The organism is Variovorax boronicumulans, from assembly GCF_029892485.1.
Lineage (GTDB): Bacteria > Pseudomonadota > Gammaproteobacteria > Burkholderiales > Burkholderiaceae_C > Variovorax > Variovorax boronicumulans_B.
The window spans coordinates 26,272-51,193 of record NZ_JARXVG010000021.1 but is presented as its reverse complement, the minus strand read 5'-3'; the positions used below and the strand labels follow the sequence as shown (position 1 = coordinate 51,193).

At 63.0% G+C, this 24,922-nt stretch carries 20 protein-coding genes and 1 tRNA gene; 11 read left to right on the top strand and 10 right to left on the bottom strand.

The window, feature by feature from the left end:
* Positions 1 to 50 precede the first annotated feature (50 nt).
* The 9 genes from rsmB to M2282_RS29670 all read left to right on the top strand — a co-directional run bounded on the left by rsmB (position 51) and on the right by M2282_RS29670 (position 8,931).
* Positions 51 to 1,376: a 16S rRNA (cytosine(967)-C(5))-methyltransferase RsmB gene (rsmB, locus tag M2282_RS29715; protein WP_280812372.1), complete on the top strand. Its 1,326-nt coding sequence runs from the start codon at positions 51 to 53 to the stop codon at positions 1,374 to 1,376.
* 61 nt (positions 1,377 to 1,437) lie between these two features.
* Complete coding sequence (locus M2282_RS29710) at positions 1,438 to 2,004, top strand: DUF4390 domain-containing protein (RefSeq protein WP_280812371.1); 567 nt, start codon at positions 1,438 to 1,440, stop codon at positions 2,002 to 2,004.
* The gene (locus tag M2282_RS29705) at positions 2,001 to 4,331 is read left to right on the top strand and encodes a sensor histidine kinase (protein ID WP_280812365.1); all 2,331 of its coding nucleotides are present in this window, start codon (positions 2,001 to 2,003) and stop codon (positions 4,329 to 4,331) included. The genes M2282_RS29710 and M2282_RS29705 overlap by 4 nt, the downstream gene beginning before the upstream one ends.
* A gap of 79 nt (positions 4,332 to 4,410) precedes the next feature.
* The gene (locus tag M2282_RS29700; RefSeq protein WP_280812364.1) at positions 4,411 to 5,112 is read left to right on the top strand and encodes a response regulator; all 702 of its coding nucleotides are present in this window, start codon (positions 4,411 to 4,413) and stop codon (positions 5,110 to 5,112) included.
* 18 nt (positions 5,113 to 5,130) lie between these two features.
* Positions 5,131 to 5,206 (top strand) — tRNA-Phe (locus M2282_RS29695).
* A gap of 172 nt (positions 5,207 to 5,378) precedes the next feature.
* The gene (locus tag M2282_RS29690) at positions 5,379 to 6,671 is read left to right on the top strand and encodes a tyrosine-type recombinase/integrase (protein ID WP_280812363.1); all 1,293 of its coding nucleotides are present in this window, start codon (positions 5,379 to 5,381) and stop codon (positions 6,669 to 6,671) included.
* 664 nt (positions 6,672 to 7,335) lie between these two features.
* The gene (locus tag M2282_RS29680; RefSeq protein ID WP_280812362.1) at positions 7,336 to 7,977 is read left to right on the top strand and encodes a hypothetical protein; all 642 of its coding nucleotides are present in this window, start codon (positions 7,336 to 7,338) and stop codon (positions 7,975 to 7,977) included.
* A gap of 293 nt (positions 7,978 to 8,270) precedes the next feature.
* Positions 8,271 to 8,537, top strand: coding sequence for a helix-turn-helix domain-containing protein (locus tag M2282_RS29675; RefSeq protein WP_280812361.1), 267 nt, complete (start codon positions 8,271 to 8,273; stop codon positions 8,535 to 8,537).
* 115 nt (positions 8,538 to 8,652) lie between these two features.
* Complete coding sequence (locus M2282_RS29670; protein WP_280812360.1) at positions 8,653 to 8,931, top strand: hypothetical protein; 279 nt, start codon at positions 8,653 to 8,655, stop codon at positions 8,929 to 8,931.
* Between the two features lie 665 nt (positions 8,932 to 9,596).
* Here the strand turns inward: M2282_RS29670 and M2282_RS29665 are convergent.
* The 6 genes from M2282_RS29665 to M2282_RS29640 form a co-directional block, all read right to left on the bottom strand.
* On the bottom strand, positions 9,597 to 10,232 hold the full coding sequence (locus tag M2282_RS29665; RefSeq protein ID WP_280812359.1) for a hypothetical protein: 636 nt from the start codon (positions 10,230 to 10,232) through the stop codon (positions 9,597 to 9,599).
* Positions 10,233 to 10,284: 52 nt separating this feature from the next.
* Positions 10,285 to 13,560 carry a hypothetical protein gene (locus M2282_RS29660; RefSeq protein WP_280812358.1) on the bottom strand — a complete coding sequence of 1,092 codons (3,276 nt, stop codon included), beginning with the start codon at positions 13,558 to 13,560 and terminating at the stop codon, positions 10,285 to 10,287.
* On the bottom strand, positions 13,557 to 15,239 hold the full coding sequence (locus M2282_RS29655; RefSeq protein WP_280812357.1) for a phospholipase D family protein: 1,683 nt from the start codon (positions 15,237 to 15,239) through the stop codon (positions 13,557 to 13,559). The genes M2282_RS29660 and M2282_RS29655 overlap by 4 nt, the downstream gene beginning before the upstream one ends.
* Before the next feature lie 172 nt (positions 15,240 to 15,411).
* A complete protein-coding gene (locus tag M2282_RS29650) occupies positions 15,412 to 16,632 on the bottom strand; it encodes a DUF6361 family protein (protein ID WP_280812356.1) in 1,221 nt (406 codons plus the stop codon).
* 308 nt (positions 16,633 to 16,940) lie between these two features.
* On the bottom strand, positions 16,941 to 17,120 hold the full coding sequence (locus tag M2282_RS29645) for a hypothetical protein (protein WP_280812355.1): 180 nt from the start codon (positions 17,118 to 17,120) through the stop codon (positions 16,941 to 16,943).
* Between the two features lie 123 nt (positions 17,121 to 17,243).
* Positions 17,244 to 19,394, bottom strand: coding sequence for a hypothetical protein (locus M2282_RS29640; RefSeq protein WP_280812354.1), 2,151 nt, complete (start codon positions 19,392 to 19,394; stop codon positions 17,244 to 17,246).
* Between M2282_RS29640 and M2282_RS29635 the strand changes: the two genes are divergently transcribed.
* On the top strand, positions 19,381 to 19,860 hold the full coding sequence (locus M2282_RS29635) for a TetR/AcrR family transcriptional regulator (RefSeq protein ID WP_280812353.1): 480 nt from the start codon (positions 19,381 to 19,383) through the stop codon (positions 19,858 to 19,860). The genes M2282_RS29640 and M2282_RS29635 overlap by 14 nt on opposite strands.
* A 277-nt stretch (positions 19,861 to 20,137) precedes the next feature.
* Here M2282_RS29635 and M2282_RS29630 read toward each other — a convergent pair whose 3' ends face one another.
* From M2282_RS29630 to M2282_RS29615, 4 genes are all read right to left on the bottom strand, one after another.
* Complete coding sequence (locus M2282_RS29630) at positions 20,138 to 20,740, bottom strand: 2-hydroxychromene-2-carboxylate isomerase (RefSeq protein ID WP_280812352.1); 603 nt, start codon at positions 20,738 to 20,740, stop codon at positions 20,138 to 20,140.
* Positions 20,737 to 22,092 (bottom strand): MFS transporter, encoded by a 1,356-nt coding sequence (locus M2282_RS29625; RefSeq protein WP_280812351.1) that lies wholly within the window; start codon positions 22,090 to 22,092, stop codon positions 20,737 to 20,739. The genes M2282_RS29630 and M2282_RS29625 overlap by 4 nt, the downstream gene beginning before the upstream one ends.
* A 36-nt stretch (positions 22,093 to 22,128) precedes the next feature.
* Positions 22,129 to 22,908, bottom strand: a complete 780-nt coding sequence (locus M2282_RS29620; protein WP_280812350.1) for an aldolase — start codon at positions 22,906 to 22,908, stop codon at positions 22,129 to 22,131.
* Between the two features lie 157 nt (positions 22,909 to 23,065).
* Positions 23,066 to 23,938 carry a LysR family transcriptional regulator gene (locus M2282_RS29615; protein ID WP_280812349.1) on the bottom strand — a complete coding sequence of 291 codons (873 nt, stop codon included), beginning with the start codon at positions 23,936 to 23,938 and terminating at the stop codon, positions 23,066 to 23,068.
* A gap of 200 nt (positions 23,939 to 24,138) precedes the next feature.
* On the opposite strand from M2282_RS29615, the gene M2282_RS29610 reads away from it, so the two are divergent.
* Positions 24,139 to 24,720: a TetR/AcrR family transcriptional regulator gene (locus M2282_RS29610; protein WP_280812347.1), complete on the top strand. Its 582-nt coding sequence runs from the start codon at positions 24,139 to 24,141 to the stop codon at positions 24,718 to 24,720.
* Positions 24,721 to 24,922: the final 202 nt, after the last annotated feature.

The following is a 24,922-nucleotide window of genomic DNA, read 5'->3' as shown; positions in this document are numbered from 1 at the left end:
CCAACTTGTCCGAACTACCTTCCGATTCCCCCGGCAACGCAGCGCCCTCGCTGCAGCCACCGCTGTGGCGCCAACTGCAACTGACGGCGGGGGCGCTCGCGTCGATCCGCGCCGGCACCTCGGGCTCCGTTGCGTTCGAGGCTGTCGAGCCCGCATTGCGGCCCGGCGTGCAGGCGCTCGGCTTCCAGGTGCTGCGCTGGCTCGGCCGCGCAGAGGCGCTGCGCCGCCACCTGGCCAAGCGCACGCCGCCGCCGCTGCCCGACGCCTTGCTCTGCACCGCGCTGGGCCTGGCCTGGGACCCCGAACGCGCGCCCTACGAGCCCTTCACGCTGGTCGACCAGGCCGTCGAAGCGGCCAAGCGCAACCCGGCGACCCGGGCGCAGGCCAGCTTCATCAATGCGTGCCTGCGCCGGTTCCTGCGCGAGCGCGACGAACTCGTCGCCATCACCGACCAGGAACCGGTTGCGCAGTGGAACCATCCGCGCTGGTGGATCGAGAAGCTCAAGCGCGACCATCCGCGTGATTGGCAGCGGATCCTGAATGCGGATAACGCACAGGCGCCGATGACTTTGCGCGTCAACACCCGGAAATCGACGGCCGCTGCTTATCTATCAGAGCTGGAAGCCGCAGGGCTCCCGGCCATGCGCGTCGGTGCCAGCGGCCTCCAGCTGGAACGCGCGCGGCCAGTTCAGCAGTTGCCCGGTTTCGCGGACGGCGCCTCCTCGGTGCAGGACGCAGCCGCACAGATGGCCGCGCCCCTGCTGCTCGAAGGCCTGCTGCCGCTGAAGCCCGGTGCCGCGCCACTGCGCGTGCTCGACGCCTGCGCGGCGCCCGGCGGCAAGACCGCCCACTTGCTCGAACTGGCCGGCCCCGGCGCTGCCGAGGTGATCGCCCTCGAGGTCGATGCCCTCCGCAGCCGTCGCATCGACGAAACCTTGAGCCGCCTCGGCCTCGAGGCCAAGGTGGTGGTGGCCGATGCGGCGCGCCCCACCGACTGGTGGGACGGCACGCCTTTCGACGCCATCCTGCTCGATGCGCCATGCACCGCCTCGGGAATCGTGCGCCGCCACCCCGACGTCCGCTGGCTGCGCCGCGAGAGCGACACCGCCCAACTGGCGTCCCAGCAGGCTGCGCTTTTGGCCGCACTCTGGCCGCTCGTGCGCCGCGGCGGCCGGCTTCTTTACTGCACCTGTTCCGTGTTCCGGGAAGAGGGCTCGCAACAAATTGATGCGTTTCTTGCACACAACACTGACGCACGATTGCAACCGTCCCCAGGCCATTTGCTGCCTCAAAGCGGGGGGAATGTCCGTGGCGTCCCGGACAATCCCTCAGGTGACCACGACGGCTTCTTCTACGCCCTGCTTGAAAAGCGCTGAGTCCGCTCGGCCGCGCCGACCGGTCCTCGCGGCCGTTTTCCTGCTGGTCTGGGCCGTGCTGCTGGCATGGTTGCCGGCCCCGGCGGCCGCGCAGAATCGTCCGGGTGCGTCGATCACCCAGATGCGCCTGGAGCAGTCCGAAGACGGCGTCTACCTGAGCGCTGGCGTGCAGTTCGAACTGCCCTCGCTGGTCGAAGAAGTGCTCGACAAGGGCATCGCCATCTACTTCGTGGCCGAGGCCGAGATGTACCAGGAGCGCTGGTACTGGACCGACCGCAAGGTCGCCCAGGTCACCCGCCACATGCGACTGGCTTACCAGCCGCTCACCCGCCGCTGGCGGCTCAACGTGTCGCCGGTGCCGATCACCGGTGCTGCCGGCTTCGGCATCTCGCTGAACCAGAATTTCGACAGCCTCGGCGATGCGCTGGAGGCCATCAAGCGCATCGGCCGGTTGCGCATGGGCGATGCCGCCGAGATCGGCGACGACACGCAGCACCAGGTGATGTTCCGCTTCCGGCTCGACACGTCCCAGCTGCCGCGGCCGTTCCAGATCGGCGTGGTCGGGCAGGCCGACTGGAACATCTCGGCCGAGCGCACCGCGCGGCTGACGTTGGAGAAGCAGCAGTGAGCACCAAGCCGCGCAGCGGCGCAGCGGCCACGCCTGCCGCACGCCGCTCGCGCGCGATGCGCTGGGCCGTGAGCGTCGGCGCGGCCATGGTCACGGCCATCGGCCTGGTGCTGATGTTCCTGCTGGCCCAGGCCACCAACAACCGGGAGCTGTACGAGCGCTACTACGTGCGCCTGTTCGGCATCAACGTCGTGGTGGCGGTGCTGCTGGTGCTGGTGATCGGCTGGGTCGCCTTCCGGCTCCTGCGGCGGTTGCGCCAGGGCAAGTTCGGCAGCCGGCTGCTGATCAAGCTGGCCGCCATCTTCGCGCTGGTGGGCGTGGTGCCGGGGGCGCTGGTGTACGTCGTGTCCTACCAGTTCGTCGAGCGCTCGATCGAGAGCTGGTTCGATGTCAAGGTCGAAGGGGCGCTGGACGCCGGCCTGAATCTCGGGCGCGCCACGCTCGATTCGCTGTCCGACGACCTCGCGGCCAAGACCCGTGTCGCCAGCGCGCAGCTGTCGTCGGTGTCCGATGCGAGCGCCGGTCTCGCGCTGGAGCGCATCCGCGACCAGCTCGAGGCGAGCGACGTGGTGCTGTGGACCGGCTCCGGCCAGCTCATCGCAGGCGCGGGCACCTCGCGCTTCCAGCTCAACCCTGAGCGGCCGACGGCGCAGCAGTTTCGCCAAGTGCGCCCCGACCGCCCGCTAGCGCACGTCGAGGGGCTGGACGAAACCGCGGCGCCCGGCGCCACCCAGCCCGTTGCGAGCGTGCGCGCGCTCGCCATGGTGCAGCGGCCGGGCTTCGACTTCGACACCGCACCGCGCTACCTGCAGGTCACGCGGCCGCTGCCGCCGGCCGTGGTCAAGAACGCGCTGGACGTGCAAGAGGCCAATCGCGAATACCAGGAGCGAGCGCTTGCACGCGGGGGGCTGCGCCGCATGTACATCGGCACGCTCACGCTGAGCCTGTTCCTCGCCGTGTTCGGCGCGGTGCTGCTGGCCGTGCTGTTCGGCAACCAGCTGGCGCGCCCGCTGCTCGTGCTGGCCGACGGCGTGCGCCAGGTGGCGGCCGGCGACCTGCGACCCACCGCCGTGCTGCAAGGCAAGGACGAGCTGGGCGGGCTCACGCGCTCGTTCGCGGTCATGACGCAGCAGCTGGCCGACGCCCGCGGGGCCGTCGAGAAGACCATGGGCCAACTCGACGCAGCCCGCGCCAATCTGCAGACCATCCTCGACAACCTGACCTCGGGCGTGATCGTGCTCGACGCCAAGGGCACCGTGCTCTCGACCAATCCCGGCGCCACTCGCGTGCTGCGCGCGCCGCTGGCCGCCTACGAAGGCCAGGCGCTCATCGACGTGCCGGGCCTGGCCGACTTCGGCGCCAAGGTGCAGCAGCAGTTCGACGAGTTCCAGGTCGAGCGCATGCAGCACGGCCTGGACCACTGGCAGCACGCCTTCGAGTTGCACGCCACCGGCATGGACCTGCCCCAGCAGGACGGCGCGATCAACATCGTGGCACGCGGTGCGGAGTTGCCCGGTGCCGCGCGGCTCCTGGTGTTCGACGACATCTCCGAGATCGTGTCGGCCCAACGCGCGCAGGCCTGGGGCGAGGTGGCGCGGCGCCTGGCGCACGAGATCAAGAATCCGCTCACGCCGATCCAGCTTTCCGCCGAGCGACTCGAGATGAAGCTCTCGGGCAAGGTGGCGGCGCCCGAGCAGGCGATTCTGGTGAAGTCGGTGAAGACCATCGTCGACCAGGTCGATGCGATGAAGCGGCTGGTGAACGAATTCCGTGACTACGCGCGGCTGCCCGCGGCCGACCTGAAGCCGGTCGATCTCAATGCGCTGCTGGCCGACGTGCTGCAGCTCTACAACGCCGAGAACCTGCCCATCGCCTTGCGCTTCGAGCTCGACGAGCGCTGCCCGCCGATCCGCGGCGACGAGCAGCAGATCCGCCAGGTCATCCACAACCTGCTGCAGAACGCGCAGGATGCCGCGGAAGCCGCTGCCAGCAGCACGGGCAGGGCGGGCGAAGTCGTCATCCGCACCCGGCTGGGCGATTCGGGCCAGCGTGTGCGGCTGACAGTGCAAGATAGCGGCCCGGGCTTTGCAGAAAATATCCTGAAGCGCGCCTTCGAACCCTACGTCACGACGAAAACAAAAGGTACCGGTTTGGGGCTCGCGGTGGTCAAGAAGATCGCCGACGAGCACGGCGCGCGCATCGAGCTTTCCAACCGCGTTGTCGACGGGACTGTGGCAGGGGCGCAAGTCTCGCTATCATTCGCGCTGGCAGGCGAGCCGCGGGCAGCGGCCGCTCACACCGAAGACTCGAAGTCTTCCACCGCCTGAGCGCCAACAAATTCCAGCGCGAGGGCGCTGGATGGGCCAGCGGACAAACACATACCAGCGCACACAACAAGCAGCACTCATGGCAAACATTCTCGTGGTCGATGACGAGCTGGGCATCCGGGACCTGCTCTTCGAAATTCTCAATGACGAAGGCCACAACGTGGAGCTCGCGGAGAACGCCGCCGAGGCACGCGCCGCGCGGCAACGCGCGCGGCCCGACCTCGTTTTGCTCGACATCTGGATGCCCGACACCGACGGCGTCACGCTGCTCAAGGAGTGGTCCACAGCCGGCCTCCTGAGCATGCCCGTCATCATGATGAGCGGCCACGCCACCATCGATACGGCAGTCGACGCCACGCGCATTGGCGCTTTCGCTTTCCTCGAAAAACCGATCACGCTGCAGAAGCTGCTCAAGGCCGTGGAGCAGGGGCTTGCCCGCGAGAGCGCACGGCGCGCCGCGGCCGGCGTGGTGCCCACGCCCGTCGGCGGTCACCAGGCAGCGGCGATCACGACGACGGGCGACAGCCTGCTGATGGCCTCGCTGGCTTCGGTGCCGGTGCCCGATGTCGGTCCGCAGTCGACGCAGAGCTTCGACCTCGACCGCCCGCTGCGCGATGCCCGCGACGGCTTCGAGAAGGCGTACTTCGAATTCCACCTTGCGATGGAGAACGGCTCGATGACTCGCGTCGCCGAGAAAACCGGCCTGGAACGCACCCATCTTTATCGCAAGCTCAAACAACTTGGCGTCGATCTTTCAAGAGGGCGCAGAAGCGCTGTATAATCTAGGGCTGCACACAATGGCCCGGTAGCTCAGTTGGTAGAGCAGCGGATTGAAAATCCGCGTGTCGGTGGTTCGATTCCGCCCCAGGCCACCATTTTTCTTTCTCGGTAGATCCCAAGACAGCTCAAAAGTCCTTGTACATCAAGGACTTAGCCTCAAAAAGGCGGCTCAAGCGGCATCACCGAATCTCACAAAGTCCCGTTCTTGCGCGTACCCCACGGTGTACCCCAGACTGCTTTTCAATCGCAGTCGATTTTGGGTACACCATGGGGCAACTCAACGAGCTTCTGATCAAGGCGGCAGCGCCGCGGGACAAGGAATATTTGCTGGCGGACGGCGACGGTCTCTACCTTCGCGTGCGCCCTACCGGCAAGGCGTGGGTTTATCGCTACAAGCGGCATGGCAAGGAGGCCAAGCTCAGCATCGGGCACTACCCGGTCGTGACGCTTGCCGCTGCGCGCAGGAAGGCGCGTGCCGAGGCCGAGAAGCGTGCCGATGGAGTCGATCCACGCGAGGCACGGCGGGTGGAGGGAGAGCGTGTTCGCGTCGCCCGCCTCAATACCTTTGAACGGACTGCCCGTGCATGGCACGCGCAGGCGTGGAAAGACCGCACATGGTCCGCCGGCTATGCCGAGAAGGTGATGCGCCATCTGGAATTGCACATCTTCCCGTGGATCGGTGCGCTGGCCATGGAGGCCATCTTGCCGACCGAGGTCGTCCGATGCCTTCACCGCATCAAGGAGCGCGGCAATCTCGAGACGGCGCAGCGCGTTCGTGAGGCGGTGCAGCACGTGTTCCAGTACGCCGTCGATGTGGGGGCGTTGGAGCCGGCAAAGAACTTCGTGAACAGCCGTACGGCTGGCTTGCCGCCACCTCGAACGCGCCACTACGCGGCCATCACGGACCCGCAGAAGCTCGGCCAGTTGCTTCGTGACATACGTGCCTACAACGGCAACATCATCACCCGCGCGGCGCTGCAGCTCTCGCCCTTGTTGTTCCAGCGGCCAGGTCAGTTGCGGCTGGCGCACTGGGAAGATGTGGATCTCGACCAGGCGCTGTGGCGTTGCCCGCCCGAGAAGATGAAGCTGCGGGAGTGGAAGAAGCGCGATGTACGCACGCCGGCTCACCTCGTGCCGCTACCGACGCAGGCGGTCGAAATCCTGCGCGACATCTATCCGCTGACGGGTCCCAGCGGGCCGATCTTCCGAAGCATGTCGAAGCGTTCAGAGAAGACGCGCTACATGAGCGACAACACTATCAACAGTGCGCTGCGCACGTTGGGGTACGACACCAAGGAGCAGATCACGGGCCACGGGTTCCGCGCCACCGCCCGGACCCTGATTCGTGAACTGCTGGGATGCGATCGTGAGGTGATCGAGCGGCATCTGGCACATGGCTCCGATGAGGAACTGGGTAGCGCCTATGACCGCGCCACTTTCCTGAATCAGCGGCGCAAGATGATCCAGTTGTGGGCGGATCTGCTCGATGATCTGACTGCGGGCAAGACGTTGGCGATGCCCGGTTGCACGGAGTTCGCGACAGCAAGGGAGATAAGATGAGCGTGGTGGAGGGGGCTCTCTTGCCGGTGCGTTGCCCATCTTGATGCCTGATTCCGAGAGCAGTGCTGACGCGTTGCAGTGGCATACCCCCGCCGGATCTCGATCGGAAGGGGCCACGTCATGAGGAACGCAATTCCTTCTTCCAAGGCAAGCGCCGCGACCTTGCCGAGCGGATACGCCGCTATCCGGGGCGACATCGTCGAACTGTTGGATGCTGCCAAGGCAGGCGGCTGCTCGGAACGTCAATTCATTGATGACGGCAAGCTACTGGGAAGTCGGTCGCCGCGTCGTCGAGGCCAGCAGAAATGCAGGTGGCGAGTGGGCTATGCGAGCAGCCAACCGAGGGGCGTTCTTTGGCCTGATGGTCAATTCGGTCGGAGGTTCAGCCGCCAGAACTTGCGGCAGATGCACATGTTCTTCTTGCTTGGCAGATTCGCCAGACAGGGTCTGGCGATTTAAGGATGTACATGTTTCCTCTCCCTAGAAAATTTCAACATCACGTCTGACAGACCCGCAAGGATTCAAAAAATTGGCGGTGCCTGGTGGCGCGTCTTCGGACGAGGCGTTAGCCCTTCCACCACGTCTTCAAAAACTGCCAGATCCTGCTGGCTTCGGAGCCGCCGCGTCCTTCGCGCCGATACACTGCCGCGCGAGGACGGGAAACATGGACGAAGCACAAATGACGAGGGCGCGCGAGCGTATCGGCGACTCTAACCACCATCGCGCGATGGCTCTGCGCTGTGCAGGGTGCGGGGCGAATCTCGAGGTCGAACCTGACGTCGACCACCTGACCTGCGGCTACTGCCGCACCCAGCAGGAAGTAGTTCGACGTGGTGGTGTCGTGCGTCTCCAGAAGTTGGAGGACGCCATTGCGCTTGTTCAGCGCGGCACGGACAAAACCGCGGCAGAGCTGGCCATTCCGCGACTCGAACGCGAATTGCTCGAGGTCGACGCAGACCGAAAACGTCAGATCGCAACGCCGATCCGCGTCCCGGACCGGACGAAGTTGGCCAATGCCGTCATCACGATGATGATCGTCTCGTCCGTTGGCTTCTTTTCAATGATTGCGCTGATGAACAAGGACGTCACGTCCGGTTTCCTCATCCACTTTGCCTGGGTCGTGTGGCTCGCGGGGGTGGTCGGAAGTGCTGGTGGCTGGGTCTTTCTCCGCGTACTTAGGCGCGGCGACCGAGACAAGGCAAAAGCGCAGCGCGATGCAGAGATCAACGAGGCGGCGGCCTCCGAAGTCCGCAGGATCCGGGAAGCTCTGGCCGCGGCGCGAGCAGTGGTGGGTGCCAGGGGCTAACGCGCGCCGAATCCGAATGGAGTGACCCAACCCTCGTGAAGAAGTATCGAACGCTCGATGAGGCCATACGCATCCGTCGCTCGATGAGCAAGCCATGTCAGTACCGGTTGTGAACGGCCTCAGGCGTCCAATTGCATGCGCACTATTCACAGGGGCATTCGCTAACCAGCGCACCACATCGCCACGACCGAATCGCGCCGTCAGTCTCCGGCACACCGACACCCTTTCAGAATTTCCTCCTTGAGTCGCCAAAATATAAGCTATGGCTTAGCCTTTGGGTTATCATCTGGCTTATGCCACCCACAAGCATCACCTCTCTTCGCCGCGCACTCGGCCTATCGCAGGTTGAGTTCGGCCAGCTCTTTGGCGTGCATGCGATGACAGTCAGCAAATGGGAGCGCGGGCTGTTGTCGCCAACCGCGTACCAACTGGCCCTGATGGATCAGTTTCAGCGGACGGCCGACCAGAAGAAAGAACAAGCTCAGGAACAACTCAAGCAGCTACTGGTCGGCGCCGGCGTCGTCGCTGCATTGGTCTGGCTACTTGGATCAGGAAAATAGGATCGCTATGTTTTCGACGAATCAACCTAACTTTGTCGGCCTCGTCTCTCGGGCCAAGCTAACGGGTGCCGGCAAACACGTCGGGGTTCTGTTGCCCTCAGGCCAGGTCGCTCACATGACACGCACGGGCGCCGAACTGGTGAGCTTTGACGAGTTCGCCCAGGAAAAGCCCGTGATGTTCGAGCGTGCGGCTTCAATCACAAGCTATCAGCAAATTCAATGGCGTGCCTCTATGTCGATTGGGCGTACGCCAGCCTATGACCTTGTGAAGTTCAACTGCGAGCACTATGCAACGCTGCTGCTTGGCGAGGAATTGCAAAGCCAGCAGATCACAGTGCTAGCGCTTTTGACATTGTTCGGCGCCATCTGGTTCGTTCACCTGCGAGCAGGCTAGCCAGCATCCCCTCGAATGCCGGCGCACTTCATTTATGGCCGTCGTGATGACCGGCTCGTCAACATCCGCGATCTAAACCCTGCCACTGCGCACGGTCGCCTGTGCGGATGCTCCTGTCCTCAATGCAACCGCCCCCTGCGGGCACATATGGGGGAAGCAAAGGCTTGGCATTTTCAGCACGACGTCGATGATGTCAACTGCAATCCACAGCCAATGACTCTGCTACATGCCTTCGTGAAGGATCGGCTTGCGTAAGCGCAGCGCTATCGCGTTGCCCTTCATCCTCCAACCCCAGCCTGCACAATGGCCGTCCGTTCCCTGAACTCATCGTCAGTCGTTCGCGAGTCTTACAAGGACTGGACGCTGCACGCCCGCTGGTACGCCTCCTGGGCATTCACCTCCGAAGGTTGGGTTTGTAAGCTTTTGCCCCCTGGGGTGGAGGACACTTCGAAGGCGGTGAGCACCTCCCGGAGGTATCGCACCAGTGCGGAGGCGTTGACAGCTGGCAGGGCCAAGGTGGACTTCCAGTTGGCCGCCGCCGCGCGCCGGCGCTAAAAGGGTCAGAGATCGGCGAACTCAACAGCCAACTGGACATGCGTGACTTTGGCCCTCCCCCAAAATTGCCACGGCCGAGGCAGTCCGCGGGACGCGAATGATCGTCTCTGTCAGAGCGGCCAGTGAGTCCTAAGCCGCCGCAACTCGAGCTCAAGTGACCTCAGTTCTTCATTGACTGCGGCTAGTTCGTCGATGGAGTACTCGATCTCCTGCTGACCACCGCCTGTAGGCAAGCCGACAACGTTTACGACCTTGTTTCGGTGCGCCTCAATGCCCCACCGTCCATGGACAAGTCGATTTCTCTCGGCCCTGGCCATGTGCATGCGATCAATCCAGCGGTCGTACGCTGCCCTGCGTTTCGAACCTGCCGGCAATTTAAGCTGCACATGCTTCGCAAGCTCTCTGAGCTTGCTGTGAAACGACAGTTCGGCAACCTTCGGCGTCAGGCTCTCTAGGTTCGCACCGCTATCGACCCACACGAGGCAAAGGCCGAGATTCACGTCGATGCGAGAGAACTCGAACAGCATGTGCCCGAGCAAGGATGCGGCGGCGGCCTCCATTGCCTCCCGGTGAGCCCAGAGCTCGCCGGCGGTCAGCGTATTGGTATCGGGTTGCGGAAATGGTTTCAGAGGTCCACCTTGACGTACGTCCAGTGCAGCTGCGACGCCAACCACATCGGCCGGCGGAGCGAACGGCCAGTTTCTGGCTAGATTTCGCCCGACCGGGCGAACGGCTGGTTCGGCCAAATGTGTTGAAAAACTCCCTTAGGCAGGTCATGGTCGTGTTTTCATGGGTGCGTCACTTCTGCCTGCGCTGGACCTTCTCGGGAGTTTCGGTCTCGTCGCGATTTGACTGCTCCAGTTCCCACGCACCCAATCGAAGGGTGGACTTCGCAACGCGGTCGGGCGTCAAGTCCAACGCGGCAGCATCCAGTTCGTCGAGCAGCCAAAGGGGTTCCGATGCACCCAGCACCATCCGGTACAGCGCGCGCTGGCGCTCCAGGCCTTCTCGCTGCAATCGCTCGCGGCTGCCGGTGGGGTACGGGTAGAACTGATGGAAGCCTGCCCCCGGTGCGCACCACCACGGCGCCAATCCTAGGTCATCCTGCCGGGCAAGGTCACGGTCGGCAAACGACGAGATGCCTCGCCAACCTGGATCCGCCCCTTTGCCGCCCGATCCAGCGCTGTCGACCACGGACGCCTGGGTCCACACGGCCTGCCGGACGGCGAGGCTGGCGTAGCGGTTGATTCTGCCTTCACGCTGTTCCAGTTCCACCGGCCCTGCTGCAGGATCCCAGTGCACGATCGTCTTGCACCAGGCATGGAAGTCCAACCCCTCTTGCCCGACGGATGTCGTGGTGAGCACCATCGGCCAGAACGGCGTGTTGAATGCGTGTCGCACGGTGTCCGGCCGCGCCTCCAGTTCCTTGGCACGTTGCCTCTTGGCTTGGTCGGGTTTGCCCTTCGCTGCCTTGCGCACCTCGTCCTTGGCTGGTTGCAGCGGCAGTGCCAGATTGGATCTGACGCGCAGGGTGTCCTTCTTGCTCGTGTGCAGGATGGCGCGGCCACCGTTGAGTGTCAGTGCCTTCTGCAACTCGTCAATCCGCCTGGGCCAAGTCTTTGCGTTGGTGGACGACACAAACCAGAAGTGCTCGTCGAGTACCCCCTCCAAGTTTCCATCAAGCACGGCTTGCTGGATTGCATCGGGGAACTGGATGTTCGCGCGACCCGTGAGAGCCGCAGCGAACCATGGCCTGTCGAGGTAGCGACGCAATCCCTCCAATGCCAGCGTCTGCAGCAACTGACGCGGCGTCACCATCGAGCGACGATTGACCCCCTCGACTCTTGAGTCGAGGGGGATGGGCCTACCTTGCTCGCGCCAATGCCGCAGTAGGCTCCTGGCCAGAACGATTCCGGGCGAGCTGAGTGCCAGTTCGACCAGTGGCCTGAACTCCCGATCCAAGTCGATCTCGCAGGGCCGGCCACCACCGACCAGCATTTTCGCGAGCCTCGCGTGGATGGCGCTGACATTCGCAGCTTTGCCGCGCTCCAGAAGCACGGCCTGCGTCCAGGCTTGGACCGAGACGTTCGTCCCATCCAGTCGGTCAGAGCCTTCCTCAGGCAGCGCGAGGTACAGGAGCCAGCTCTCCAGGCTGAGCGGTGCCCGTCGCAACTTTCGTTTGACAGCAATGCCAAGATCCCGGAGGAAGACACGCAACTGCGTCGCCACGCGCGCTCGCGCGCCTTCAAGAGTCTCCGGTCCACCACCTTCCAGGGGATCCAGCCTGACCAGCGGCTCGCACACAAAGAAGAGCCGGAACATCGCCGGACTCGCCCCTCCGGCCCGGAAGCTGGTCCTGGAACCATCTCCGTACGCCGCCTTTGCACGCGCGCTGCTCCTGACCGCACTGGCCTCCAAGTCGAAGCTCACCGTACCCGCGACCACGGCCGGCGTGGCGGAGAACCGACTGAAAACCAGGGCCTTGCCATCGATCTGGTGCGGCTGCGCCGCTTCGCTCCAACCCGCTCGCAGAGGCCACCACGGCGCGGTTGGCTTGATCCAGGGCATGGAGACAGTGCGCCGCGGCAGCGCCTGCAGGAGCCAGCGCAGCTTGACGTTTGACCACTCGGGCGGTCTCCAGTCCCGCAAGTTGCCGGCTCGCAACTCGACCGGAAGAGGGTCGCAATTTGCGGCCGACCAGCATGCGTAGCGTGCACCCAGCGCCTGCGCCGCCAGAGGAACCGAACTCCACAAGGGGACGATCCACTGCGCGTGCTCGAGGTGCTCCAGCTTGTCCTTGCGCCTTCGCTTGGTCCACTTCGAGAACTCGCGCAGGCTTTGCAAGTCTCTGGCGCCCAGGGGCAAGCTGGCCGGCTGCGGTGGACGTGGCTGCGGATCGATGGGTCGCTCGGTACGACACATCACCTGGCTGAGCAAGGCGGTCAGCTCGTCCAGTGCCCTGCGGGCCACTTTCGAGTCTGGCCGCCCCTTGCTCAGTTCGCCGTCTCGGATCTCGAAGAGCCGCCGAACGCGCACGTCGTTGTGAGGAACAGATGCAGCCGTGTCGCGCCACAGAAACCGCAGCAGGTAATAGAAGTCGCGACGCACGCGTGCAGGCCGCTGTTTGCGGCGCTTCGCCGGCGTCGATTTCACGGCAGCCAGCGCGGGTCGCAGCGCTTCGTAAGGCGTTGCCGAGAGCATCAGCAGCCTCCCCCGCCTGCCAGCGGTGAGGACTTCGCGGATGCGGGCCTCCGCAGGCGTGGTGGGCCCCTTTGCGTCGTCGATTTCGAGCAGCTCCTGGAAGCGCTGGAACTCGTCGAAGATCACAAGGTCGGGTTTCAGTTCGGACAGGGCGGCCGCCGAGAGACAGTTGCGGCACAGTGCAGTGACTGCAAGCGCGTGCTTGTTGCTCATGGACTCGATGGCCATGCCCTCAAGCCGCTTCCAAGTCGTCGCCGACTTTGGCCCTGGCAGGCTGGCCCTGAGCAGCCGCTCGAACTCACTTGCAAAGCGCATGAACGCTGGATCGGCCGCACGCTGCCTGATGAGGAGCTTCTTCTCATGCAGTTCGTCGTCGAAACGTGCTGTCCCTTGCCGCAGCGAATCGTGCACAACGCCAAGCTCGTACCCCGCCCGCTGATCGATCAGCGCACAGGCGAAGGCGCGCTCCTCCACTCTGCCTCGCCCAGGGTGCCGCGCGCTGGAGAACGCGGTGCTCGGCGTCAGTGAATACACAGCCAGACGTTCCGGGGGATGAACTCCGGTGGAAGTAGGCCGCGGCCATTCCAGGGGAAGCAACGCAGGGCGATCGGCTGAGCCTGTGCGCGCCCGGGCGCTGCTGCCCATCAGTTGCTCGACATTCTGAGCGGCGATCGCTTGGTTGCTACAGACATACAGAACCTTCAGAGACCCCGACTTCTCAGGTGTGACCATGCAGTCGATGACGCCACGGGCCACTACGGTCTTCCCAAGCCCAGGTTCGTCGGCAACAAGGAACCTGCGCGTGCCTCCGTCGCGCCCGAACGCCGCCAATACGGCACGAATGGTTGCTTCCTGGAACGGCTTCGGGGTCATTTTCTCAGCAACTCGCTTTCGACCGCGTCCCAGCTCGCCAGGAATTCCTGCAATTGGGCGTGCGCTTTTTGCTCGCGCACATCGCGCGGTTGAAAGTCGCGGGTCATGGCAACGATCTGAGCGACCTCTCTCAAAGTTTCCTTGTTGCGCGCCCAGGCCGCGAGCACAGCTTCAATGCCGAGCAGCCTGACAAACTGCCCCTTCGGTTGCGACTCCTCATCCCAGTGCTGGCGGGCGCCCTTGCTGCCAGCCGCGTCGCCTCCCAGCATGTCATTGAGAAGAGCCAGCAGGCCTTCCAGTCCGAGCATTCCTTGTAGCAGCGCACGGTCGCGACTCTCCGTGTCCTGGGGCGGATTGAACGGCGCAGACTGCAGCCAGTTCGAGACGTGACGCCCCCATTCCAATTCGAGTTGAAGGGAATCGCTGTTGTCGTGGTCCGCCGCTGTGGGGAGTTCTACGCTGGATGTTCCCACAGGCCAGTCGAGCCAGGCATCGCCCAGCCGGGCAATTCGCAGCTGCGCATTCGAAGGCAGTTGTGGCGCGCGTTCGGACGTGACGAGCACCGTGCCGTCGCCCTTCATCAGCTGTCGTAGAAGCAACTGCGCCGACAGCGCGTTGCGCAGTCGGTTGAATCGACTCTCTGTCCGTCTTGCCACCGTATCGACGGTCGGCAGGTCGGCGACTTCAACTTTGGTGCAGGTATTCAGAAACGCTTCGATCCCTCCGCGAAGTTCGAGAGCTTCTCGCGATCCACGGCGTTGCATGGAAAGTTCGACGCGCGCTTCCGCGTTCTCAAGCCAGCCTCGAGCAGTCAGGTTGGTACTGCCCAGCAGCAACCGCACTTGGCCTGGCCGCTCGATCCAAAAGAACTTCGCGTGAAGCCCAATCGCCTCGGACTCGACATCCTCCGACCTGTTGTCGTCGGCGTCAATCTGACTAGGAGCCTCTTGGTCTGATGGCGGCAAGACGTGAAGGTCGTACCCATCAAGGGCACCTTTGCGAAGCTTCATGTCCGCAAGTGCAGCCTCAGTTGATACGAGCGTGAGTACGCCCTGCTTGAGGGGGCCTCGCTTCGCGAGTTCACTCTTGATGATTCGCAGCGCTCTGGCATCCAGGAACGGCGAGACAACCACCACGCGGGTCGTGTCGGCAGGCAAGACGGGCACCTTCCTGTCGTCGCCCGGCAGATCTAGCTGGACTTGGTCGATCTTGATGCCAGGGCTGGCTGTCCAGCGCACGTCGGCCAGCTCTTTGATACTCGCCCGCCAAGGCTTTTCTACGCCTGCCTGCAAAGCCAAGCGCGACGCCAGCGTCCCGACACCGGCCAATGGCGTGCCCTTACCTGCCGGAGCACCATCGAGCACCAGCGCCAGGTCCCAAGACCGATCCCGGGTGAAGTTTCGGCTTCCCAGCCAGAGACGCCAGCGAACGTCCCCCTTTCCGTCCGCAGACACGAACCGCAGAAGACACACCTTGGGGTGCCACGAACGCTGCCTCTCATCCCATTTCACCTGCACGACAAAGCGGTCCAGCATGTGCAGTGCGGGTAGATGCCTGCGAGGACTGGTCCAGTGCCCGTGCTGGACCAGGATGTGTACACGTTCGCGCAGGAGGCGCAATGACCTGGCCAGCGCCGCACGCGACCCACCTGTACCCTCCACCGTCGCGTAGCGCGTCATGGCCATGAGCATGGCTACGAGCACCGTGGACTGTGCCGAGTACGTCGAGCACAACGCGCGGTCCAAGTTGAAACCTCTCGGTGGGACCAGAGCATCGAGGAGCGCCGAGGAAGGGAGGTGCGACGCAACCGCCTGCGCCGTATGGCCAGGCTCAGCCTCCCGCTGCCGTTGTCTACTTGCCATGGAGGTCGTTCAAAAGCCTGACCACGTTGGGCCACCGGAAGTGCAACGGCTCCGCCAGCCTGATCTCCGCCGCCGTGCGCGCCCAGTCCCGCAGATGAACGGCGGCGCCACGCGTTCCCGAGAGCCTCGCTCGTGGCCCCTTGCGTGCGGATTCCACCGCAACGTAGACGGCCTTCAGGCTCGACATCGTCGTTTGCCCCCTCAGATACCGCTGGGTCTCCTGCAGCAGTCCAGTTACCGGCCCGCCGGACCCAGCCAGTCCCAGTTGCTGCACGCGAGCCATGTCCAACCTGAGCGCTGCTCGACCTAGATTCGCCTTCATCTCATCAAACCACGCTCGGTGCCGGCTCCCTACCGTCGATCCCTTGGTGCTGCAAGCACCCTCGACCATTGCCAGGTAGGCGGCCCGCGCAAGGCCCGCGACAGCCGACAGTCCTTCCGCCAGAGCCAAAACTTCTTGGTCATGCGTCTCTGCCGCTGCCATCACACGATCGTCCAGCCAGGGTTGAAGCGAGGGATCGAGCTTCAAACGCCGCGAAGCCAGCTTGGCCAGAAGCGACAGATGTGGCGATTCGCCTGGCCCGGTGAGCGGGGCTCTGACGACGGAAAGGCGACGCCGGAGAAACTCGCGCTCCGCACGTTCCAGCCTGAAACTGACACCGGCACTGGCCTTCAGAAGTTGGTCCGGGATCAGAGGCAATGCCTGGAATGGAACCGCGCGCTCCACCAGGGGTTGTCCATCGGCATCCAGCGCGAGCTTCGAAGTACCCAGGTTCGACAGTTCCTCAAGAACCGCTTCGCGCGAAGGAATCGCTTCCGTCCACTGCGGGCCAATGAGCCCCCACACCGCGAGAGCCGTCCAGTAGGAATACGACGCGGGTTGCGCCGCAGCGCTGACCGGATGAATGCGTCCGCCGATGATCCCCCTGCGCGCCTCCCTGTCCCCTGCGGTTCCATGGAGCAGCCGACCTGTCAGGGCAAACTCAAGGTCGCGCAACGACCTAGCGGGGTCCCGTTCGAGCGCCGCCAGCCGCATCAGCCAGGGCACGAACAAGGCGTAGCGCAGACGCGTGTGCAGCACCGAGGTGCCGGGGAACAGTCGGTCGGAAACAGCTTGATGGACCGCCAGCAGTCCTAACTCATCCACGACGCCATCCTGCTCGCCCAGCAGCAGGCGCTGGGCCTGCGCGAGTTCCGATCTTGAGGTCATCACCCAGCCCACCATGGGTAAGGGACGCGACCGCAATCGGTTCACGCGCCCACCCCCGGGCGCATCCGCACGCGCAGCTAGCTCCACCATTCCCCTCTCCCCGTGCCGTTAGGCCGATTTTGCAGTCACGGCCTGCTGCCGCGACCTCGGTATTGCGTTCACTATCTTGTGGATCGCAACGTGTTTCTACCTGAAATGCCCTGGCTTCGCCAACCGCATCGACGACCTCTTGCCGTGCTCGATCGCCGACGAGCTAGGCCTCCGCTGGCAGGGAGAAGTCGGCCTGACGTTTACGGATTAAAGCCAAACTAGGTTTGCATTCCAGAAGAAGCGCTGTAATCACGCAACTTTTTTACGATAGCCTCAAGCTCAGATTGCTTCGATTGCCGCAGCGCGTGAGGAGCGGTTCCGTCTCCAATGCGCTGGATTGAGTATCCAGCGGACTCGAGGAGAAGTTCAATTTCACGTGGCGTCAGTTCGATCGGCATGCTCATACTCTTTTGTTAAAAGTGAGTCGTCGTAGAGGAACCCATCCTCCGATTCTTGATGGTCATCGCCCAGTTGCAAAGTCGGATCTGTTCATGAAGGTATCCAGACCTCAAGCTCCTTGCTCAGCTTTGCCGCTTCTTCAAGTAGTCGGCAAGACGAATGTACCGAGGATCACTCTTGAGCTTCGGCATGGCAACACCAATCTCCGACAGGCAATTTCCAAGCTCTTGGGGAAGAAAAGGTTGATCGCTAACGATCGCGCTCAGCAACTCGAGGGCGGTCTCCGGATAGGGCCTGCACAGAGACGCGCCGGCCAGAGTTCGAACACAGTGGTCCGCATTCCGAAGAGAAACTAACCATGGGCGAATCAACCTCAATGCGTCGGGGAATTCCTCACCAGCAGCGATTGCGAGCCGGGCCAGAGGATCCGCAATCAGAGGCGAAACAAGCTCGTTGGCCTTTGGCCAGATTGCGCGCCAGTAGGGCTCAATTCTGTTCTTCCAATGTTCTTCGCGCTTGTCCCCGGCGCCGTCAATTGAATTCACCAATGCTTGCGCTGAAGTTTTGAGTCCGGCCACGGGTAAGGCCGCCGTCGCTGCGCCAAGTTCATCTTTCGTGAACGTTCCGCTCACGTCAAGCGCTGTATAGACCAATATGGATGCGTACTGCCTTCCGTACTCCCCGAGGGCCTGATAGTGGTTCGCTGTATCCAGAAAGTCCGTCTTGAACGCCTCAAACAATGGAAGATAAAGACGAGGTGACCAAAGAAATCCCTCCCAAGCTGCGAGAGCCTGTTCGTTCGAACGCTTCCACTCGAAGAGCGGCAAGACGTAGTTGGTGCACCAGGCCCTATCAACGCGAAACAGGGCGATGACGTTGGTTGCGAGGAAGATTCGGCCATGTTTGAGTGATACCGGCGTCGCGTCAAGCAACTTGGTAAAAAGTTTTCTTAACCCGCCAGGAAGGCCTTGGTCGTCAACGGGCTTGCTGCCGAACCAATGGGAAAGCAGGCCCTGAGTCACTTGACCCACTGGGTGGTTCAGCGCGCTTCCAACGGCCCGGTCGGTTCCACCGCCATCTTCGTACTCCAGTGACAAGAATCGATCTGCGAGTCGCCACAATCTTTGATCCTGGTTGACAACAGACTGCGAGACGGCGCCAAACCACCACGAGGCGCTCGGCGCGACTTCTTTTAGGGTCGTGGCCGGCATCTTCGTCAGCAAGGTAGACGCGCCTTGCCATGACCGAACCCGAAAGACGTCATCGCTCCAAACCTGAAGCGCTTGACGCCACCGTCGGATTGGCCAGATTTTTTGGCTCGCGAGATTATTGAGTGCTTTCATCGCGAGCGAAAAATCTTCGCGGCATACCGTACTCCAATCGTCGGTCACAAACGGGTCTTTGCTTGTTTCTATCTGGAGCCAAACCAACAACTGATCGAGCTCCCTTGGCGCGCGCTCAGAACGCATCTGAGATTCAAAGCCTGGGTCCCCGGTCCCACTCATCCAATGGGTAAATTCGTCACTGAAGTCCTCTTCCAGTTGAAGGTCCGGCCACTTCTTCGCCAAGGCTGCAAGTCGTCGTGATCCACGCTGGCTTAGGGCTGCGCCAGACGACGCGAACTTCGCCAAACGGAGCCAGACCATGCCGTCCTCCAATTCCTCCCAGTGACTTGGTTCTTTGTCGGACGAGAACATATCCTGCGGTGAGCCCGCCATTGCTGCGCGTTCGAATCGATTTCGAGAGCGAGCCGTTAGGGTGTTGCCTTGCAAGACGAGAAGGCGCAGCACCTCGCGGTGCGTTTCCAGAGACCACAGCCACCAGGCTCTGTCCGATACAAGCCATTCAACCCATTGCTCGGCAGAGACTCCGCCCTCACCGGCGGCGAAAAGTGCCAGTCGCTTGAATACGGGATACGGCTTGGACCACCAATCCGCGGCACGCCGCTGGGCCAAGGCCGGATCCGCTTTTTTCATCTCCAGCCATGCGTCGCGCAGCAGCTCGATGAGTACCGTCCAGTCATGAAAGTGGCGATTCTGGTGATGATCACTGATGGAAGGAAGGTCCCAGTGTGCCCGGTCGAACTGCTCACTCGCGTCACCGATCTCACTAAACAGTCCTAGAGCGTCCAGCAAGAGTTGCTGAACATCGTCAACGATTCCTGTCAGGTGTGGCTGCAGGGTCGCGAGCATTGCGCCTTCTCTCAAGAACGGCCGCACGTCTTTCCCTTGCAAAACCAACTCAGAACGAGCGAGCGCCTTGAAATCCGCCAATTCCGCCGGATTCTCCCGGGCCGCGGGCGTGGGCAAAGGAACGCTGTATCGCCACTTCCCGACCCGCGACCATGTATTCGCCGCCGTCAGTCGTGACCGGTTTAGCCGCCTGACCGCCGAAGCCGAAGCGCTTCTTCAAGAGTCTGGAGATGCCTATGCCGCATTGCAGGAATGGTTGCGCGACTACGACCGCAGCGCCCAGCAGTACAGAGGCCTTCGTGCCGTCGTGAGCGCGGGCATTGCCGACGAGGGGTCGGCAATCTTTGCGGACTGCGGGCCAATGAAAGTGCGCGCCGGCACGCTGCTAGAGCGTGCTCAAGAAGCGGAGCGTGTACGCAGGGACGTCGACATTACCGAACTCCTCAGCCTCATCGCCGCCCTCCCTGAACAATTCCGGGACCCGGACGGCTCCAGTCGGCTGCTAGACGTCATCCTGCGCGGTATTGCTGTCGGCGCTTCGATTTAGCTGACCACGCCCGTCCAGGTAGAGATAGACGACGGCGCTACTCGCGGGCAATGCGTCGCCGAGACAGGCCACAACTCCGATTCGCATCTCTCCGGCGGCTAGATGTGCATTTTTGGCGACGCGGAATGGCTCGCGAAATGCAGGCGCGCAGTTACGACGGCTGGGACCATCACCTCCTGAACCTGGCGTTGTGAGTGCAGCTGTGCATCGGCCACCGCTGTCGCACTACTCTGCTGGATGGTTTCATGCATAAATGCCTTGAAGGCAGCCCGCGTTCTCAATCGGACCTTGCCACTGCTTCCTCGAGAAAATCCAAGCGGTCCTGTCCCCAGAAAAGCTCGCCACGGTAGACGTAAGACGGCGAGCCGAAAACCCCAGCCGCCACCGCGCGGTCGGTGAACTCGCCGTAGGTGCGTGCGACCTCATCGGTGCGCGCACGGTGCATCAGGGCCTGCGCATCCAGGCCGCAGGCGGTCACGATGTCGGCAAGCGTCTGTGGGTTCGAGATGTCCCGGTCTTCGCACCATTCGGCATGCAGGATGGCCTTGTACAGCGCCACGACCTCAGGGCCACTGGTGCCTGCCGCAATGACGATGCGCGAGGCCAGTGTGGCATCGGGGCACATGAACTTCGGGCTTGGCTTCACATGGATGCCGAGGCGTAGGCACCAGCGCCGCAACTCCACCACCCGGTACTGTTGCCGCTCGGGCGCTCGCAAGGGCAGCAGGATGCCTCCCGTGCGCGCGTACACCGCTGGCAGATCCACCGGCAAGTACCGCACCGTGGCGCCATGCCGTTGCGCCAGCGCATCGAGCCGGTCGGCGCCCAGGTAGGCCCAGTCGGAGTTCATCCAGAGGTAGCAGTCGATCGACTTGTTCATGGCGTCGGCCCTTGCAGCGTGGGCTTGGCCAAAGGCTTCGCAAAACCAGCAAAGCGTTCGCTCCCGTGCATCTTGAATGCGCTGATGCAGGCCACCACGCCCAGCGCGCTCAGATACCAGGTCACGTACGCGGGGTCGCCGCCGCCCTTGGCCAGCAACCATGTCGCCATGATCGGGGCCAACCCGCCGCCGATGGCACCGGAGACTTGCACGGCCAGCGAGATGCCTGTGTAGCGCACCTCTGGCGGAAACTGGCTGGAGAACAGGCTGCCTTCGGGCCCGTACAGGCAGGCATAGACCAGGCCAATGGCAATCACCGCGGCCACGTTGATCCAAAAGACTTCCCGGGTGTGGAGAAAATCGAAGAACAACGGCGCGCACACCACGATGCCGAGGGTTCCCAGCATGAATACCCACCTGTGGCCGATCTTGTCGCCCAGCATGCCGCACACAGGCATCATGACCAGCGCCACGACGGCCCCCCAGATCGTGGCGTCCAGCATCACCGTGCGCGCAATGCCGAGCGTGCCGGTGGCATAGGCCAGCGCAAAGGTCACCGTGGTGTAGAACCACGTCACTTCCGCCAGCCGGGCGCCCACCACCACCAGCGTTTCGCGGGGGTATTTGCGCAGCACTTCCATGACGGGAATCTCGACCTTTTTTCCGCGGTTCTCCATGCGTTCGAAGTCTGGCGACTCGGCCACCTTGACGCGGATGACCCAGCCCACGAGCAGCAGGACCACGCTGGCCAGGAACGGAATGCGCCAGCCCCAGGACAGCATGTCGGCCTCGGGCATCTTGGCCACCGCGCCCATGGCCAGCGACGACAGAATGAGCCCTGGCGCAACCCCGGCCTGCGGAAGACTGCCAAAGAAGCCTTTCTTGCCTGGCGGCGCGTGTTCCACCGCCATCAGCACCGCGCCACCCCATTCGCCGCCGACGGCGATGCCCTGCAGAAAACGCATAAGCACCAGCAGCACGGCGCCCCAGTAACCGATCTGGTCGTACGACGGGATCAGTCCGATCAGGATGGTCGGGATGCCCATCATCAACAACGTGATGAGCAGCATTGACTTGCGCCCGACCTTGTCGCCGAAGTGGCCGAACACGATCCCGCCCAGTGGCCGCGCGAAGAAGCCAACCGAGTAGGTCGCGAACGCGGCCATGGTGCCCGTGATCGGGTCGAAAGACGGGAAGAAGATCTTGTTGAAGATCAGCGCCGCCGCCGTGCCGTAGAGAAAGAAGTCGTACCACTCAATAGTGGTGCCCATCATGCTGGCGAGCCCAGCGGTGACGTAGCCCTTGCGGGTGCTGTTTGTCTCGTTGCCCGAGGGCTTTTCTTGAGTGTTCATCGCCTTGACCTTCGTGGGTGCGGATGGAAAAAACGATCAGCGCGCCGCCGAGGGCAGAGCCTTCGTCTGGCGGCACCAATAGTTGAAGGTGCCGTTCACGATCGACGGCTTCAGCAGGTAGTCGTGCGCCTCGCGCGCCAGGGCATCGTCTACCGGCGTAAGCGCTCCGTAGGCGGCTTGCGCGCGCAGTTGCATGCGCGCGGCACGCTCCAGGTACACCGATAGGTAGGTCGCCTCCTCGATGGTCTGGCCAGCCGTGAGGTAGCCGTGGTGCGCCAGGATGATTGCCCGCTTCGCACCCAGTGCTTCTGAAATCAGCACGCCCTCGTGGTCAGCGATCGGCACGCCCGGCCAGTCGGCGAGGAATGCGCAGTCGTCGTGCAGCGGCGTCATGTCCATCTGGGCAATCACCAGTGGCTGTCGGGCGGCCGCCAATGCGGACGCCCAGGGAGAGTGGGTGTGCACGATCGCGTTCACGTCTTTGCGTGCGCGATAGACCCACAGGTGAAAGCGCGTGGCCGGGTTGGCCATTCCTTCGCCGGTGAGCGTGTTCAGGTCCTGGTCCACCTCGATGAAATCGTCGGGCGTGGCTTCGTCGAAGCCCAGGCCGAAGCGCAGCGTCCAGTAGGCATCGGGCCTGTCGGCGCGGGCGCTGATCTGGCCTGCCAGCCCAGCTTCCTGGCCGGTCATGGCCAGGATGCGGCAGGCGTAAGCCAGCGTCTCCTTCATGTCGCGCGGAGCATCTTTCAGGTGTTGCGCCATCTCGCGGGTGGCGCGCGCATCGAAGTATTCCTTCGTTCGAAGATCGTCTTTCATGTGCTCTTTCCTCGTGGTCTGGCGGCCAGCGACGAAGGCACGTTTGCCCTGTCGCGGCTGCTGCGGACGAGTATGGAGACGGGGAAATGCACAAGCCATGCAGCAATGCGCATAGCTGCTATGCGGCGCCGGCGCGCGGCCGGCGGTGCGCATGGGGTTAGCCGGCGATGTCCACCGCCGTGGCGATCAGTTCTTCGACCAGCGGCGGCAACGGCCTGTCGCACCGCACGATCGCAACCACACGACGCCGCAGCACCGGCTGCACGATCGATACCTTGCGCAGCCCGTGGTCTCCCAGCAGCTTGTCGGGAATGCGCTGCGGAAGAATGCACGCGCCAACACCCGACGACACCAGTTCCAGCAGCGCGTCGACCGTTTCGGCCTCGGCCACGAAGGTCGGGTCCAGGCCGCTGCTGTGGATCATCCGGCGCAGCACGTAATGCGACGGAAAGCCCACGAGCCTGGGGAGTTCGCGCGTCAGATCGATGGCTTGGCCAATGCCGCTCGAGTCCTGTACCACGAGGCACATCTCGTCGTCGAACAGCGGCGTGGAAGCCAGCGCCTGGGACGCCACGGCCGAGTCGTAGACAAATCCTGCGTCAGCCTTGCCGCTTTCAACAAGCTCCACCACCTCGGGCGAACTGCGGCCCATAAGCGAGAGATTGGCGCTGTCGTGCTGGCTCACGAAGCGCGCTACCACATCGCCCATGAAGTAGTAGCTCAGCGTATGCACGGTGGCGAGTCGCACGGTGCCGTGCGTGATGCCTTCGCGTGTTCGCACCGAGTCCAACGCGGCGTCGATCGTGCGATAGCTGCCCTGCGTCAGGTCGCGCAGCTTGCGGCCCGCCTGCGTCAGCTCCACGCCGCGTCCTGTGCGCAAGAACAGCGACTTGCCCACATGCGCCTCGAGCGCGGCCAGTTGCCGGCTTAGGCCGGACTGCGTCTGGTCGAGATCTTCCGCCGCGCGGGACAACGACCCCAGTTCGGCGATCTTCAGGAAGTAGCGGATTTGACGGTCGAAGTTGTCCATGGGTTCTATCGGAGAGTCCGACGGTATCACTGCATCCGCTTCAATCGAGCTCGGACACCTAACCCGCAGAAGCGCAATGCGAACCCAATGGCCTGGGGGGCCTGCTTGGGCGACATTCAAGCAACTTGCCAAGATCCCGCAAGCAGGCGCAGCAACAAATAGTTATTGACCGATCAATCAAGAATGCGTAAATTCCAGCAATGGCAAGACCTCGTGAATTCGACCGGGATGCGGCCCTTGAACGGGCGATGAAACTGTTCTGGGCGAAAGGCTTTGCGTCCACTTCAACGGACGATCTCATCAAAGAGATGGGGATCGGCCGACAGAGCCTCTATAACGCCTTCGGAGACAAGCGTCAGCTGTACCTCGAGGTGCTGCATTCGTATCAACAAATCTCACTGGGCGCGCACCTTGAACGGCTGAATGAACCTGCGTCACCCTTGGCGGGAATTTTGAAGCTTTTAGGTGGCCTGGCGGTCAAGGATGACAAGGTCCGGGCACTTGGTTGTTTTGGGGTCAGTTCGATCGGCGAGTTCGGCGCTTCTGACCCTGAGTTGAAATGCCTTAGCGAAGCAGGTGGCGCGGTGATGCGTAGTCGAATCGCTGCGCGCATCCGTGAAGGTCAAGAGATGGACGAGATCGATCCAAGCTTTGCGGCTGATGAAGCTGCCGCGTTTGTGCTCATGGTCATGATGGGGTTGCAGGTCAAGGCACGGGCCGGAGCCAGCGTAGAGGACATGCAGCAACTTGCGACGTTTACGGTGAAGGGCCTGAAGGCATAGTTTTTCGGGTCCTGCAGACGCAGATTGCGGCCTTCGGGGCCTGCATTGACGCCATGTCTAACAACAACTAACACACACCAACACGCCCGACCGCCGTCACGCAGCGAGTTGCGCTCCAATGAGCGCGGAGCGAAGGATACGTCTCAAGAACATGCATAGCCGGCAGACAGAGGCATCCGGATCGCACTAAGGCGCATCCAAA

Bases quoted from the DNA above. Each gene is read 5' to 3' on its own strand.
- M2282_RS29700 (WP_280812364.1), top strand. From the start codon at position 4,411: ATGGCAAACATTCTCGTGGTCGATGACGAGCTGGGCATCCGGGACCTG.
- M2282_RS29690 (WP_280812363.1), top strand. From the start codon at position 5,379: ATGGGGCAACTCAACGAGCTTCTGATCAAGGCGGCAGCGCCGCGGGAC.
- M2282_RS29680 (WP_280812362.1), top strand. From the start codon at position 7,336: ATGGACGAAGCACAAATGACGAGGGCGCGCGAGCGTATCGGCGACTCT.
- M2282_RS29675 (WP_280812361.1), top strand. From the start codon at position 8,271: ATGCCACCCACAAGCATCACCTCTCTTCGCCGCGCACTCGGCCTATCG.
- M2282_RS29670 (WP_280812360.1), top strand. From the start codon at position 8,653: ATGACACGCACGGGCGCCGAACTGGTGAGCTTTGACGAGTTCGCCCAG.
- M2282_RS29660 (WP_280812358.1), bottom strand. From the start codon at position 13,560: ATGACCCCGAAGCCGTTCCAGGAAGCAACCATTCGTGCCGTATTGGCG.
- M2282_RS29655 (WP_280812357.1), bottom strand. From the start codon at position 15,239: ATGACGCGCTACGCGACGGTGGAGGGTACAGGTGGGTCGCGTGCGGCG.
- M2282_RS29650 (WP_280812356.1), bottom strand. From the start codon at position 16,632: ATGACCTCAAGATCGGAACTCGCGCAGGCCCAGCGCCTGCTGCTGGGC.
- M2282_RS29645 (WP_280812355.1), bottom strand. From the start codon at position 17,120: ATGCCGATCGAACTGACGCCACGTGAAATTGAACTTCTCCTCGAGTCC.
- M2282_RS29630 (WP_280812352.1), bottom strand. From the start codon at position 20,740: ATGAACAAGTCGATCGACTGCTACCTCTGGATGAACTCCGACTGGGCC.
- M2282_RS29625 (WP_280812351.1), bottom strand. From the start codon at position 22,092: ATGAACACTCAAGAAAAGCCCTCGGGCAACGAGACAAACAGCACCCGC.
- M2282_RS29620 (WP_280812350.1), bottom strand. From the start codon at position 22,908: ATGAAAGACGATCTTCGAACGAAGGAATACTTCGATGCGCGCGCCACC.
- M2282_RS29615 (WP_280812349.1), bottom strand. From the start codon at position 23,938: ATGGACAACTTCGACCGTCAAATCCGCTACTTCCTGAAGATCGCCGAA.
- M2282_RS29610 (WP_280812347.1), top strand. From the start codon at position 24,139: ATGGCAAGACCTCGTGAATTCGACCGGGATGCGGCCCTTGAACGGGCG.